Annotated in this window: 14 protein-coding genes; 9 read left to right on the top strand and 5 right to left on the bottom strand. The window is 47.4% G+C overall.

Annotated features, from left to right (window positions below):
• Positions 1-50: 50 nt before the first annotated feature.
• Together ACFQ0C_RS27290 and ACFQ0C_RS27285 are read right to left on the bottom strand one after the other, a co-directional pair.
• On the bottom strand, positions 51-1,466 hold the full coding sequence (locus ACFQ0C_RS27290) for a sensor histidine kinase (protein ID WP_379371362.1): 1,416 nt from the start codon (positions 1,464-1,466) through the stop codon (positions 51-53).
• Between the two features lie 3 nt (positions 1,467-1,469).
• Entirely contained in the window at positions 1,470-2,147 is a 678-nt protein-coding gene (locus tag ACFQ0C_RS27285; protein WP_379371360.1) for a response regulator transcription factor, read from the bottom strand.
• 309 nt (positions 2,148-2,456) lie between these two features.
• On the opposite strand from ACFQ0C_RS27285, the gene ACFQ0C_RS27280 reads away from it, so the two are divergent.
• From ACFQ0C_RS27280 to map, 5 genes are all read left to right on the top strand, one after another.
• Positions 2,457-2,645, top strand: a complete 189-nt coding sequence (locus ACFQ0C_RS27280; RefSeq protein WP_379371358.1) for a hypothetical protein — start codon at positions 2,457-2,459, stop codon at positions 2,643-2,645.
• Between the two features lie 651 nt (positions 2,646-3,296).
• On the top strand, positions 3,297-3,596 hold the full coding sequence (locus tag ACFQ0C_RS27275) for a helix-turn-helix domain-containing protein (protein WP_379371356.1): 300 nt from the start codon (positions 3,297-3,299) through the stop codon (positions 3,594-3,596).
• A 231-nt stretch (positions 3,597-3,827) separates the two neighbouring features.
• Complete coding sequence (locus ACFQ0C_RS27270; RefSeq protein WP_379371353.1) at positions 3,828-4,757, top strand: hypothetical protein; 930 nt, start codon at positions 3,828-3,830, stop codon at positions 4,755-4,757.
• A 44-nt stretch (positions 4,758-4,801) separates the two neighbouring features.
• Complete coding sequence (locus tag ACFQ0C_RS27265) at positions 4,802-5,500, top strand: TetR/AcrR family transcriptional regulator (protein WP_379371351.1); 699 nt, start codon at positions 4,802-4,804, stop codon at positions 5,498-5,500.
• Positions 5,501-5,503: 3 nt separating this feature from the next.
• Positions 5,504-6,253, top strand: coding sequence for a type I methionyl aminopeptidase (gene map / locus ACFQ0C_RS27260; protein WP_379371349.1), 750 nt, complete (start codon positions 5,504-5,506; stop codon positions 6,251-6,253).
• Positions 6,254-6,274: 21 nt separating this feature from the next.
• On the opposite strand, the gene ACFQ0C_RS27255 is transcribed toward map, so the two are convergent.
• Both ACFQ0C_RS27255 and ACFQ0C_RS27250 read right to left on the bottom strand, forming a co-directional pair.
• Positions 6,275-6,511: a DUF6953 family protein gene (locus tag ACFQ0C_RS27255; RefSeq protein ID WP_258214110.1), complete on the bottom strand. Its 237-nt coding sequence runs from the start codon at positions 6,509-6,511 to the stop codon at positions 6,275-6,277.
• A 232-nt stretch (positions 6,512-6,743) separates the two neighbouring features.
• Complete coding sequence (locus ACFQ0C_RS27250) at positions 6,744-9,947, bottom strand: bifunctional cytochrome P450/NADPH--P450 reductase (protein ID WP_379371347.1); 3,204 nt, start codon at positions 9,945-9,947, stop codon at positions 6,744-6,746.
• Positions 9,948-10,137: 190 nt separating this feature from the next.
• On the opposite strand from ACFQ0C_RS27250, the gene ACFQ0C_RS27245 reads away from it, so the two are divergent.
• Positions 10,138-10,743 carry a DUF2087 domain-containing protein gene (locus tag ACFQ0C_RS27245; protein ID WP_379371345.1) on the top strand — a complete coding sequence of 202 codons (606 nt, stop codon included), beginning with the start codon at positions 10,138-10,140 and terminating at the stop codon, positions 10,741-10,743.
• 89 nt (positions 10,744-10,832) lie between these two features.
• Positions 10,833-11,834 (top strand): DoxX family membrane protein, encoded by a 1,002-nt coding sequence (locus ACFQ0C_RS27240; RefSeq protein WP_379371343.1) that lies wholly within the window; start codon positions 10,833-10,835, stop codon positions 11,832-11,834.
• A gap of 134 nt (positions 11,835-11,968) precedes the next feature.
• On the opposite strand, the gene ACFQ0C_RS27235 is transcribed toward ACFQ0C_RS27240, so the two are convergent.
• Positions 11,969-12,886: a M15 family metallopeptidase gene (locus ACFQ0C_RS27235; RefSeq protein WP_379371341.1), complete on the bottom strand. Its 918-nt coding sequence runs from the start codon at positions 12,884-12,886 to the stop codon at positions 11,969-11,971.
• 131 nt (positions 12,887-13,017) lie between these two features.
• Between ACFQ0C_RS27235 and ACFQ0C_RS27230 the strand changes: the two genes are divergently transcribed.
• Both ACFQ0C_RS27230 and ACFQ0C_RS27225 read left to right on the top strand, forming a co-directional pair.
• Positions 13,018-13,791 (top strand): hypothetical protein, encoded by a 774-nt coding sequence (locus tag ACFQ0C_RS27230; RefSeq protein ID WP_379371339.1) that lies wholly within the window; start codon positions 13,018-13,020, stop codon positions 13,789-13,791.
• 142 nt (positions 13,792-13,933) lie between these two features.
• Positions 13,934-14,644, top strand: a complete 711-nt coding sequence (locus tag ACFQ0C_RS27225; RefSeq protein WP_379371337.1) for a DNA alkylation repair protein — start codon at positions 13,934-13,936, stop codon at positions 14,642-14,644.
• The last annotated feature ends 183 nt before the right edge of the window (positions 14,645-14,827 follow it).

The following is a 14,827-nucleotide window of genomic DNA, read 5'->3' as shown; positions in this document are numbered from 1 at the left end:
AAAAAAATCATAGGTTTGTATCAATTTTGTAACAAGCGCTTACATGGGACTTATAAGGGTGGCAATGTACTAAATCTCAGCTGCACTTCCGTCCCTTTCCCCTCCTGACTTGTGATGAGGATACTGCCGCCCTGCAGCTCCATGAACTGTTTGCACAGCGGTAAACCAAGCCCATGCGATTGCGCTGATATAATACGGTCCTGCTTATATTCAGAGGGAAGAAACAAGGTCTGCTTGTCCTGCTCCGAAATACCTCTGCCGTTATCAACAATATGTACCCGGCCTTCTCCCTCGCAGCATTCCAGCCTAATATCCAGATGCGTACATTCCCCATGTCTAATGGCATTGTCAATAACATTAAACAACACCTGCTGCGTAAGCTTCGGATCCAAATAAACTTCGCTGGCGTCCGCTTGCAGATTTGTGATGATAGATGATTTTTGAATAGTGGGCTCTAAAATCCTCAGGCTGTCTGAGAGAATCGCCGACAGGTCTACCTGCTCGAGTTTAACCCGCCAAATCTCATTTCCTTTAAGAGAAGTTTGCAAAAGATCCTCTACCATGTTTAACAAGCGGTCGCTCTCTTTGCGAATGTACATATTGCAGGTCTTGATATCATCCAATTGATCCATCTTGGCAATCAAATCGGAAAACCCGATGATCGAGGTCAGCGGTGTCTTTAGCTCATGCGTCATATTGTCGTAAAACGTCTTTTGTTTGCCTTGCTCATAATGCAGCAGCTCAATATGCTGTTGTAGCGCATCAGACATATGATTAAAGTCTGCAGCCAGCTCCCTCACTTCATCTTGACTATTAACGACAATTTTTTTGCTGAAATTACCGACGGATACAAGCTTAAGCGCCTGCTGCAAATCTTGCAATGGCTTCATCAGGATGGAAAAAAAGGAGTAGCTCGCCAGTAGGGAAATCAATAAGCAAACAAGAGCCACTCCGATAAACCAATATCGCATTTGTTTCTGTGTCTGCACATGCTGATTCAAATCGAGCAAATAACGAAAGCCGCCCACAATCTTGCCCTCATATCTGAATGGGGCTGAATAAATTAAATATTGAGTATCCGCCGCCTCCGTTATAACCGTCGCTGTCTCGCCTTTGAGCACAGTCTCGATATCACTGCGTTTAAGCAAATTCTCTTTATCGCCGCTATTGCCGACAATCGTTTCATCCAACGCAAATAGCTGTACCTGAAAGTTGCTGTTCGCGGCCAGATGGGAAGCAATGAGCGGTGCATAGGCACCTGAAAACAATTGCTCAATATTGATCTTTTTATCATTAACAATTTTTAAAGCCTCAATCCGGTGCAGCGCAAAATATTGGCTCAAAGTTTGAGTGTCGCGTTCAATCATGCTTTTGCTAAGCGTATAATTCACGATAAAATACATCGCCGTAAGCAGCATGATGATGGTGACCGTGTGCTGGAGAAACAGCTTATTTCGCAAGCCCATCGCTTATACCTCCAGCTTATAGCCTGTGCCGTGTACGGTTGCCACCAAATGGTCATGAGGCTTCATTTTTTCCCTCAAACGGTTAACCATCATATCAACGGAACGCGTCTGGCCGTAATACTCAAAGCCCCACACTTGATCTAATATTTGCTCGCGTGTGAACACTTTTTTCGGATTGGTGCACAGCAGCCACATGAAATCAAACTCTTTGCTGGTCGTTTTGACATAGGAGCCCGCGACCAGCAGATTCCGCTCTCCCTTGTCAATTTCAATCAGCCCGATTTGAATAGTTTCGGACAGGGGGGCTGCAGTCGCCTTCATCCGTCTCATGACCGCCCGTACACGAAGTATAAGCTCCCTTGTCTCGAAAGGCTTGGTCAAGTAATCGTCTGCGCCCAGTTGAAAGCCGAGTATTTTATCATTCATCTCATTTTTCGCAGTCAGCACGATTACGGGAATTGACTTATATTGTAGCTGGAGCGCTTGCAAAAGCTCGAACCCTGAACGGTCTGGCAGCATTAAATCAAGCAAGATCAGATCTATCGGCTGCTGCTGATCATCAAGCTCCCTCATGCCTGCCGCTGCTGTGCCTGCAACTATGGAATGGAAGCCTTCAACCTCTAAGCTTAATTTAAGCAGCATTTGAATGCTGGGATCGTCTTCAATAATTAATATATTCACTAAGGGTCACCCTTTCTTTCCGAGCTTGTGTGCGTTTGTTATGTAACTGACTGTACAAAATTTTATTGAAGAATACCAGAGCTAATCTGTATTTACATAAAAACTGTTAAACTTAATGAACTTTTCCTTGACGCAAAATTTGGTCCCCACCGAGCGGTGAGGAGTCAATGATTGAATGAAAAGCTACTAATGAGTAGGACAATAAAAATAGATAAACCGATGGATGAATTATGCCGATTATGATATAATATATATCATAATCGGCATAATTCATCCATATAAAATAGATATAAAGGGGTCATTTCGACTGTGTATGAAGTTGAGATTTATGAAGATGAGGATGGTAATTCAGATCTGAAAGATTGGCTTCGTGAACAAAAACATCGTAAAGATAAGGGAATAAAGGATGCCAGAATTGTACTTAATCAGATACATTATTGCATAGAACGTATCAAATTGGAGGGTACATATGCTCCTGAGGAAATCGCCAAAGTATAACTGATGACATATGGGAACTACGTACTGATAAATACAGGGTTATGTTTTTCCAAAAAAAGAAGGTCGATTAATCTTCATAGAAGAGCGTCCTCCTAGGATGATGTGATGGGCTTTTAAGGGCACTGCCCCATTGCAACCCCATCGTATCAGAGGCGCTCCTTTTTGTGCAAAGGCGTTTTCTTGGCCCCTACAGGAATTTAAAGTGGAAATGCCCTTTCTAATTTTGCTTAAGTGATGGCGCGAGAATAGATGTTCAAAGGTTGCTTTGCATCGTAAAGGAGACCAGGATATTCTTACAGCTGCCGAAAGAAAGACGATAGATGGAAATCCTCCCGTTAATCTAGCCTTAATATGGTTTGAAATCATTCTAACTGGAAAAGCTCCTGCTAATCTAGGTGATAGGGATGAGATCAGCCAAAATCCGTAGAATTAGCAGGAGAAATTCCAGTTATAGGGCTTGGAACGCTATTTTTTTGGGAAAATAACGTGACAATTTCCTGCTAATTGCGTGGTTAAATCACTTCCGAAAGGAAACGCAGAAAACTCCAACAATGCAAATCAAAAAAGTTATACAATTAAGGGATGACTGGAATAAGCGTAATCATTGACTGTTAAAAACTAGAAGTCTGATATATAAATGGAGGAAAGACAATGAAGTTCGATGATTTTATGGAAGAAATCGGTGAAAATTCAATTGAAGCGGAAACGATTCGCCAAATCGCACATATGGTTGCTGATATTGTCAGACGGCGAAAAATGCTTGGATTAACCCAAGATCAAGTTGCCAAGAAGGCCGGTCTTTCTCAAGCACAGGTAGCACGACTGGAAAACAGTTCACAAATTCCTAGAGTTGACACACTGATTAAAGTGGCTATAGCCCTTGGAATGTATATTCATTTGAACGCGACTGAAGAAGAAGCAGCCACTCTCAATCAAGTGGCACATGTCTAGCAACCAAATTGTGAGCGGAGTGGGTTCTTTTCGAAGGCTTTGACTCACATATATCCAATCCATTGCTCCCCATTAGTATCACCATCCAGATAAATTATGTTGCCAATATTTTACCACAAAATGGATAATAGAGTTGAGACGCCTACGATCTCGTTTAATGACCAATCCGCAGCAAAAAGGGCTGCACAAACTAACTTCTCGATATACTATTAAAAGGAGACGGTGAATGGTATGAATCCAACAAGTAAAGCAGTCAAGCGCATATTAGACGAACTGGGAAATCAGGAGCTTTTAGACGTACTCAGTAAAGAGCTATCCTTATCAGACTTAAACACCTTGCTGCTCGAACTGTTCAGACAACGAACTCTGGATACATCGTATGCCGACTTGCTGAGAGCTTATTCAACGAACCGGTTTGTCCAGCCTGCACAACTGGATCCCCTCGCCCTTAAGCGGCTGGAGCTTCATATTCTTACAATCGCGCAGCAAGCCTCCTACCAAGCCATTCAACTATCGCCCGTCGCTCCACTAGGCTCATGCTCTGTAGTCGCAACTTCCGATCAGAATAAAATCATATCTGCATTAAGAGGAACCGAGGTGGTAGCCGATGCCACCAATCTATTAGCCTTACATATCTGTGATTTATTAAAGGAAAAAAAGGCAGCTAATGAAGTGAATCCCTTAAGATTCAGCACCACACACCGGCATGTAAGAGCCCAAAATTTTAATAGACCCGGATTACTCCCACATTTTCATTTATACGCAATGGTTAGCTCCGGAAAGGACAAAGGTTCCTATTCATTTGAAAAACAGACGCTTTTGGAACATATATTAGTTTATCAAAGTATTTTTTCATCCTTATATCATACCGATGTAACCGTGAAATTAAACCGTCGTGACGGTTATACAGACAGCGAAGGGCTCCTTCAAAGATTAAGTGAACATCTCCAAGAAGCCGCTCCAGCAATTTCCGTTATAGTAAACACGGATGAAAATTCAAATCAATACTATAAAGGACTGCAGTTTACGGTTACGGTTACTCTAAAAGGACAAGAAGTAAATATAGGCGATGGGGGCTTTGTTGACTGGTCGCAGAAGCTGCTCGGCAGCAAAAAAGAAAGAATGATGATCAGCGCCATTGGTTTGGACAGACTTATTTAAATCAGCTTCCTATGGGCTAATGAGCCTACGGAAGCTTCTTTCTTTTGTCAGCAAGGCTTGAAATTGTCATCGAACTTCTGTATTATTTTATTATCGACATTTTTGCAGGTCTAAATAAAAAAGGCGGTGAAGCCATGTCTCCCAGAACCAAGGAACAGAACGATGAAATCAGAGAGCGCAGAAAACTGCAAATTATTGAAACAGCTGAATTACTTTTTATAAGAAACGGCATGAACCTGGATATTAGAGATGTAGCCCTGGCAGCCCAATTAGGCTATGGAACGGTATATCATTACTACAATAACAAACATCTGCTGATTCACGATATTATGGAATCCGGCTTCAGCGCCGCGGAGGAAACAGCCCAACAGCTTAATGCGCCGCAGTCCCCCCTGTCCATGCTACATACTTATCTGAGATGCTTACCCGATAGCTGGACGAAGAGCCGGGCGGCTTTTGCCATTTACAAGAAGGCTTCAGAGAACTTTTCTATGTTTGAACCGGATATTCAGCAAGCATACAACGATCGATTCGAGAAATTTATTTATATGCCTGTAGTTACTCTAATTCAAAAAGCCATTAGCTTGCAGGAGCTGCCCAACAAGCTCGATCCTCATCGGACTGCTAACACGCTGCTCGGTGCGCTGATTGGAGCTTTCAGCATTTATTCCGGACATGACAACCAACGGTTTGACGCTAACTTTACAGCAGATGTGTTAATAAAAGGAATTTTGGAGGTATGACATATGATCACTCTCAGAACGCTTGATGAAATTCAACAAATGAAAAAAGCCGGGCAAATTGTCGCGGCCTGCCATAAAGAAATTGCTCCTATGATCAAGCCAGGAGTGACTACACTCGAAATTAACGATTACGTTGAAAATCGAATTACAGAAATGGGAGGAAGCCAATTTACCAAAGGCTTTATGGGATACCAATTCGCAACCTGCGCATCCATCAATGATGTCATTGCCCATGGTTTCCCGAGCAAAGTCCCTTTGAAGAACGGTGACATCCTCACGATCGATATTGTCGCAATTGCTGATGGCTGGGTAGGTGATTCGGCTTGGTGCTACACCGTAGGAGATGTGTCCGAGGAAGCCAAACGCTTGATGGAAGTAACCAAAGAATGTCTCTACATTGGAATTGAGCACGCGGTAGTTGGCAATCGAATTGGAGATGTGATGCACGCTTTACAGCAGCATGCCGAACGTAACGGCTATTCTGTAGTTCGCGATCTATTAGCACATGGGGTTGGAAGGTCTGTGCATGAGGAGCCTAACTTCCCACATACCGGCAAACCAGGTAAAGGCTTCAGGCTCAAAGAAGGTATGGTTATTACCATTGAGCCTATGCTTAACCAAGGTACTTATGAAATGACTATCGACTCTGATAACTGGACGGCAAGAACGGCCGACGGCCGATTGTCCGCACAATACGAGCATACCATTGCTATTACCGCGGACGGTCCGATTATTTTGACAGAACAGGAATAAGACTGATAATAATTCAATAAATTAAGTCCAGCCCCAGAAGAATCCGTCCCTATCCCAAGCTACCCTTCCACCATGCAGCTTTTTGAATATTTTTTTGACATCCTTGGATATGGACGGATTCCCATTTTCATTCACATAAATAAAATGCTCGCCAAATTTAGCTTTAATCCGTTCTACAGCGTCACTTTGATACAGTATCCCGGCAAACTTCACTTCCTCTATCATCCATCCGGCAACATCATCTGCTGAAAATTCCAAACTTATCGCTCCTCCATTTATGATGCAAATACAAACCAAGTATACCCTATTTGTCATGAATCTGACTAATATCAGATGTATTGTACAATCGGGGAGTTAATAATTGTCTATTAACACAAATCTAAGCCCTTAGAATGTATTATAAGCTTGGACAATACTAAAGCCCTCTCATTATTCGGAGGGCTTTTGGACTGTTCTTTTATATACGATACGGTAAATTATCCATGTGTATCTACGCTCCCGCCCACACATCCTTGGTGTAGCGACCGTCTTTCTGCAGACTGTCCAGCCATTGTTTCGCCTTGCTTTCATCGACGCCATGAGCTGCTGCATACGCTTGTTCAAGTGAAGCTTCCACATCCGGCGCCATCCGGCTGCCGTCCCCGCATACATAGAGTCTTCCTCCGCCATCAAGTATTGCGATCAGCTCATTGCCGCATTGCCCCATTTGATGCTGGACGTATGTTTTCGCTTCATCTGCTTTGCGTGAAAAAGCGCAGTGCAGCGTCACAATCCCTTCTTGCTGAAACCGCTCCAGCTCCTCGCGGTATAAGTAGTCCGCATCGCTGCGACAGCCGAAGAACAGATGCGCCTCTCCCAGCTTCGCCCCTTCTTGCTGCATGGCGCTTCGTGCTTGAAGGAAGCCGCGGAATGGCGCCACACCTGTTCCGGGACCAACCATGATGATCGGCGTTTGGGGATCATCGGGCAGTTGAAAGCCAGACTCCGGTGTCCGCACGAACATCACTATATCCTTCCCTGCTTCGCTCGCAGCAAGATGGTTCGATGCTACACCCCGGTATTCGCCGCGTCCGCTCAGAGCCGGTCCACGTACAACACCGACCGTAATGCTTGCCTGATTCGGCTGGACACGCGGTGAGCTGGAGATCGAATAATAGCGAGGCTTCAGCGGCGGCAGCAGCTCGATAAACCGTTCGAACGGCAGCTCGCATGCCTCATATTGATTCAGCAGATCAAGCATCGTGATCCGTTTGCTCAGTATCTGCTCCTTGTAGACCTCCTCGGCAAGCATAGCTTCCAGCTCCTTGCGGTGCGGCGGACAGACGGTGTACGCCGCCAGCTCTCGCAGCTGGGCGCGACTCGCCGCTTCCTGCAGCTCTACACTGTGTGACAGCAGATCGTGCAGGCTTACGGGGCGGTCTAGCGGCAGGTGTGCGGCGCTGCGTCCGCTCGCCTTGAGGATGAGATGGTCGTTACCGTTCAGACGGAAACGGCGCAGCACTTCATCCACCAGCTCTGGACGGTTGCACGGCAGCACGCCAAGATGATCGCCTTCATGATATGCAATGCCTTCCGGCAGTGCAATCTCCAGATGGCGTGTGCTGCGTCCGCTGCCAGCTCCCTGCAGCTCGCGGTTTTCCAATACCTTGGCGTGCACCGCCTCATAGGATTCTGCCAGCGGATTACCGACAAAACCGCTGACGAATTGGACCGTAAGCGTGCTCCGCTCGCTGTCAGTCTTAACGTTCAGCTGCAAGCCGAGCTGCCCCATTACCTCGGGCCACAGGCGGGAGCGCCAGTCTTCGAGCTGCTTCTCGAAATCGCTGCTGGCATCCCCTTCGCCTCGCTGGGCAAGACGGGTTGCGCCTTTGGCGGCAAGCTGCTCATCGATCAGGCGCGGAATATGCTGGTAGGTACTCGCCCAGTTGTGATCGCCGCAGCCGAACACCGCATACTTCACTCCGTTCAGCTCGCCGGCTTCTGCATCTTCCAGCCACTGCACGAATTCTCTGGCACTGCTGGGAGGCTTGCCGTTGTAGGATGCGGTTACGATAAACACCGCTCCTTCTTTCGGCAGCTTGCCCGCTCTATCGTTCAGTGCTGCAACGTTGCAGTGAAAGCCCTGCAGCTTGGCCGCATCGTCCAGCTCTCTTGCAATGCCCTCGGCCGTGCCCATGTTCGAGCCGTACAGGATGAGCAGCGGCGTATTGTGGGCTTGTACTCCAGCGGCAGCATCACTCAATTGCTCCGCCTTGGGCAGTACAGCTGTTGCCGATGAAGCAACTGCTGCTCCCGGGAGCACTACCGTGCTGGAAGCGGCAGACGCTCTGGGACGGGCGCGGATTGTAAAGCCGTCCGGCTTCAGTGTCAACGCTTCCTTCACCTTAAGCTGATAATTTGTATGATCAATCAGCTCAAATTGCTTCAGCACCATCCCGAGCACAAGCGTTGCCTCCTGCAGCGCAAACTGCTGTCCGATGCATGCTCGCTGGCCATTGCCGAACGGCTTGTAGGCGTCATGAGGTATCCGGCTAGGATCCTCGAATCGCTCAGGCCGGAATGTTTCGACATCCTCACCCCATGCAGTCTTATCACGATGAAGCTGTGGGATAAGCACAGTCACGGCCTCGCCCTTCGCCATCGGATAAGTGCCTGCCAGCAGCGTATCCTCTTTCGCATATAGCGAGAAAGCGGGAGCCGTAGGCCACAGCCTCAGAGCTTCGCTCAGCACCATACGGACGTAGCGCAGCTCGCGAACTTGCGCATAGCTGGGAATAGGCCCTGTCATGACGCGGTCCACTTCTTCGTAAGCCTTTTGCAGCTTTTCCGGATTTTTCAGCAAATAATAGATCGCAAAAGACAGTAGACCGCTTGTCGTTTCATGCCCGGCTATCAGAAAAGTAATAATCTGGTAGCGGATATTTTCGTCATCCAGGCCCTCTCCGGTTTCCGGGTCGATTCCCTCAAGCATGTGCGACATCAGATCGTCGACACCTTGGCTTCCCTGTACTCTGCGCTCGGCTATCAGCTTATCGACCAAAGTATACATGGACTGAATATCATGCCGGAATTGGCGCTTCGTCAGCACCATCAGCTTGTCCTGCAACCCGAGACGCTGGAGTTGGCTCATCGCTTCATGCAGCGAGCGGACCATGCTCGTAATAAAGGGATGCGGCTCCTCCCTGTAAAAGCTGTTGAACCGGTAATTGAAGCCGCAGAGACCTATCGTGTCCAGCGTCAGCCTCGTCATATCCTCCGGAACATCGATGCTCTCATCCGGGTTCAAGCGTGACCATTTCTGGATCATCTGCAAGGCGATGTCGACCATCATCGTATGGTAGCCCTGCATCGCCCGCTGTGAAAAGCTCGGCAGCAATATATGATGCGCCTTCTGCCAATTCTGCTCCTCGGTATGAGCCGTGAACAGCCCATCACCCGTAAATGCGCGAACATTCATTAAAGCCGGATGCACCTTTTTATCAAAACGCGATTCATCACATGCATCAGCCACCAGCTCATTATCCGATATAATAACCATGGATCTCCCAGGCATTTCCATTCTGAAAATGGGACCGAACTCCTCGGCAAGCTTGACCATCGATTGTACGGGCTTCTCTTTGTCGATCAGAGGCAGGTTGCCAAGCGGACCGTATGTTTTGGGTTGCGGAATTTGTGGACTAGTTAATATTGTCATACTTATAACCTCCTTGGCGATGTTCCCACAGCTTTTACCAGTTTACTATGTGATCATTACGAGGGAATTATTACAAAGCGCGAAATACTATTGACAAAAAATACTAATTTAATTAACATCTAATTAGATAATAATTAAATTAGAACTTTTGATTCAATTGGAATTCAAGAGAGGGGCGTGTTTTGAAACTATGCAGTTAGATAAAGTTGTTAACTACCATAAGGCGCTAGCTGATCGGACCCGAATAAGAATATTGATTCTGCTCTCTGAAGGGGAGCTGAACGGTCAAGTTCTTGCGGAGAAACTAAGTCTCTCCCCTGCTACTATTACCCATCACGCAGCCAAGCTTCGGGAAGCCAGTCTGATTAATGAGCGCAGAGACAAGAATACGATTTACTTTACCCTGAATCATTATTTTATTAAGAATAATGCCCAGGCAGCCTTAGATTTGATCTACAAGCAAGCTCATTCCGAAGGGGGTGCCGGTACGTTGGATGAATCAAGCAAACTGTTCATGGAATCCGTTATTCGAAACTTTTTCACATCAGAAGGCACTTTGAAGCATATTCCTGCACAGCTCAAGAAAAAGCTGATCGTTCTCGAGCATCTGGTATCCCAATTGGAAAAGGGCCGGAAGTATAGCGAGCAGGAGCTTAATGAATTTATTAAAAAGTTCCATAGCGACTTCGCAACGATCCGCAGGGAATTTATTATGCATCAATTTATGTACAGGGAAAGTGAAATTTATGAGCTAAATCCGCGGGAAATGTGGGCCAAGTGGGAAAAATTGTCGTGACCTGGCTGCTTGAACGCTTGAGTAAACAGGGTGATTGGGGTAACATTAAAATCTATGAATCTATTTGTATTTTTTGAAAGGAAGATATTGTGAGAGCCCTTATCATCTTACTCCTTATAGGCATCGCAGCCGGATTTGGAGCACCGTTGACTGCGGAAGCACACGTAAAGTGGTTCACGGAGCTTCCCCCTCAGAAGGAGAGTATTATCCATATTATTTCTCCCCTATTTATGTTTCTTGCAATTATGGTCGCTGTGCTGCTTGCCTTGTTAGCACAAATTTTACCGGCATTAAGTGAATGGAAGCTCATGCAAGCGGCCGACAACAAATTGGATCAGCTGCGTAAATATTCGATCCTTATTCTTAAATACGGATTGGCAGCTGCACTGACGATTCAAGTGTTGTCCGGTTCTCTATTCGTACCCGAATTTTCGATCCAAACTCAGCTCCAGACCGTCCTTCTGTGGGTCGCGATCGTACTGCTGCTTATACCTCAACATTATGCTACCAAAGCAGCGGCGCTCGTCATTTTGTATTTATTAATCGATTTGACGGTGAAGGTCGGTTTATTCCATATGCTGGATTACGGCTTCTATCTGGCTATTGCCTGCACCCTGCTTGTGGACAAAACGAAGGCTTCTGCGCTAGGCTTCCCGTTCCTCTACCTTGGTACCGGATTGTCGCTATGCTGGGTTGCGGTGGAAAAGTGGGTGTATCCAGCGCTGGCTATTGATATTATCCACCAGCATAGTGTGCCAACATTCGGCTTCGCACCTGAGGCGTTTGTCGTGATGGCGGCGTTCATTGAATTTGTTGTCGGCTATCTGCTTGTAGTAGGCATACTCAATCGTTTGCTCTCCCTTGTGTTAACAGGTATTTTCGTATCAACAACGATGCTGTTCGGCATGACTGAATTGGTCGGACATTTCATGATTCACGTCGTGCTGCTCATCTTCATTATTGAAGGCGTCAGCTTCTATAAACCTCCTATCAAAATGCATAAAACAAAGCTGGATCAGATGGTGTTTGTTTCCCTTAATTTTATATTTGTCCTGTCCTCATTTGTTTTAATTTACTACCGTTTTGCCTAAAAGCTGCTTCTAAGGCGAGTTTATTTCCTTGTTACAAAACAAAAAGTTGGCCCCTTCTTCACCTTAATAGTGAAAGGGCCAACTTTTTATTTTTATAATATCAGCGTTTATTTGAAGTGAGGGATTATAAGGCTTTACTGTTTATTTACAGGAACCGCTTGCCCTAAATATTCCTCCATTGTTACGCCCCGCTTAGCTATTTCCTTGGACATCTCCGTGCCTACATAGCGCAAATGCCATGGCTCATATTGATAGCCCGTGATGGACTCTTTCCCCTTCGGGTATCGGATGATGAAGCCGAACTCCGCCGCATTCTCATCCAGCCATTTGGCTTCTTTCGTAGCTGCGAAGCAATCAGAAGCCGCACATTTCCCTGAGATGCCCGCAACGTCGATAGCCAGACCTGTCTCATGCTCACTATGTCCCGGCTTGGCGCTGTACTTGTTGGCTGCTTCCTCCCCGTCCTTCTTAACATAATTCGCATATACGGTTTTCTGGGTTTCATGGGAACGGTAAGCGGAAACGCCCGATAAAGGCAGTTTATCGTCACTCGCTGCTTTAAACAGCTTCTCCAAAGCGGCAGCCGCTTCCTTGCGCAATTTGCGTTTTTCCGTTTTTTCCTTGAAAATAAAAGGAACATTAGGATCGACCAAATCCTGAGGTACATAGCTATCAGGCAATTTATAGGTTTTATTTACAAGTACGGTTTTATCTGCAGGATTAGCTGCAACTTGGACGGCCTGGCCCTTCCCGCCAGTATCTGCCGGCTTCGGCGAAGATGTAATTGGCTGTGTCGATGGCTTGGCAGGATCTGCTGCGCCTGGTGATGGTGCTGCCGGTGAACCGGTCTTTGCGGGTGAATCGGTTTGAACCGGCTGCGCAGCTCCAGAGGTTTTGGCTGGATCCACAGCAGTCTTAGGAGCATTACTATCACCTGTGCCAGCGCCTGACGGTGGGGCTTTCGGATCGCTGCCGCAGCCTGCGGCAGATATAATAAGGACTCCTGCTAGGAGAAGAACCGCTGCTGGCTTCAAGCTTGCAAATAATTTCATAAATCAACCATCCTATCCCTGTTGTAGTTGCCTCTCTAGTATACAATGACGCAGCGCAAAGGTAAAAAGTTGCCAATAAAGAGGATGATTGTGGAGGATGCCGTGACGCTAATAAGGGAGATTTCAGTCATATGGACTTAGCCAACAGGAAAATAACGCTATACTTGCTGGCGGGTGTAGCTACCGCCCCGCTGTTCATGGAAGGCTTGCGGCAGACGATGGAAGCCCGACTCCTGCAGGACGGATGGCTGGTGCAATCCGAGCTGCTCTTTCCCTATGGCGATTGGAGCCGGAAGCTGTCCAGTCAGCTCCGCGAAATGAGCCATGACCTGTGGCGCGCGCGTACGCGCCCGCTTCGCTCCATCGGCGGGCAGCGTGTTGCGGCCGCCATCAAGGCGCGCGGCGAAGACAGCTTGCCGCTGCTGATCGGGCACAGCGGCGGCGGCGTGGCCGCCGTGCACGCCGTGCAGATTCTCGCGGATGCGGGCGGGGCTGTTGGCGGCAGGGCTAACGGTCGGTTCGGCGCCGGCCCACGCCGGCCCTTCCCTCACCGCATCGTACAGATCGGCTCACCGAAGTGCCCGATCCCTGAATGGATGCGGGAGTCCGTCCTGTACGCCGGGGCGCTCAACGCCAAAGGCAAATCCTCCGACCTGATAACCCGGCTGGGAAGCTGGAGCGGGTGGCAGCGAAATGAGCGAGGATTGACCACATGGAGCTGGAAGCAGTTCGCTCCCACTGCCATTGTTCATATCCCCGTCATCGGCGGTCATCCCGATTATTTCAGGGAAAGCAGCCCTTATCTCAACATAGATGGCGTCCCCAACATGGAGACTACTGTGCAAGCGATTTGGGATTGGTTTCAATCCTCATGCCGCCCCAGACCGGGCATCCAAAGCGATTAGTTATCAAAACTGCACCGGCTGATCATAGGGCTAGCCAGCTAGTTTGAACATTACCTTACCAGCAAGTTGTATCGATACATGCATCTCATATGCTTTCTTCCAATATGAGTAGAATGCTAATTAGAATAAGTTAAAAAAGGAGTTGATTCGATTGTCCCTTTCATATTCCAATCTTCTGGAAACCCATCTAAGGGCCCATGCCAACCTGGACAAGGCAGGCCCCATGGAAGCCTATATGCGCCATCTGTTCCCATTCCTGGGCATCAAATCCCCAGAGCGCGTGGCACTGGTTAAAGGCTTCATCCAGGAACACGGCGTACCACCGCAGGGTGAAGAATTAACCAACACTATCCGTGAGGTGTGGAAGCTTCCCGAGCGTGAGTTCCACTACGCAGCCTTACAGCTGCTCGAAAAACAGCTCAAGAAGCTCGATCCAGCAGCAATCGATCTGCTGGAAGAGCTGGTCATCACCCATTCATGGTGGGACACTGTCGATACCTTGGCAAGCCGGCTTATCGGCTCCCACTTCACCAAATATCCGGATCTGATCCCTATCTATACGGAACGCTGGATCGAGTCCGACAACATGTGGCTGCAGAGGAGTGCTCTTCTGTTTCAGCTGAGCTATAAGAGCCGAACCGACAGCGCTCTATTGTTCGACTATATTCGCCGCACAGCACATTCGCAGGAGTTTTTCCTGCGGAAAGCAATAGGGTGGACGCTGCGGGAATACAGCAAGACCGATGAATCCGCAGTCCGCCAATTCGTTGCCGAAACAGTGCTGTCCCCTCTTAGTGTGCGGGAAGCGCTCAAACATGCGGACCGAAAGATCCTATTAGTAGAGGTTGAATAAATAGCAATAACAGTAACTGGAAAAACTCCTGTTAATTATACCCTCCAATCGCTCTACTGACCCTATACATGGAAATGATCAGGCTGTCGAATTAAGCGCTTTCAATATCTCTCAAATTTTAATCCATACACCCTATTTCTCAATAGTGTTCTCGCAAAGCTCAATCTAGGTGTTAAAAGCCAG

The sequence above is a fragment of the Paenibacillus sp. GCM10027630 genome, assembly GCF_042676305.1.
Classification (GTDB): Bacteria; Bacillota; Bacilli; order Paenibacillales; family NBRC-103111; genus Paenibacillus_S.
Note: the sequence above shows the minus strand (reverse complement) of the source record. Positions and strands in the feature narration are given on the sequence as shown.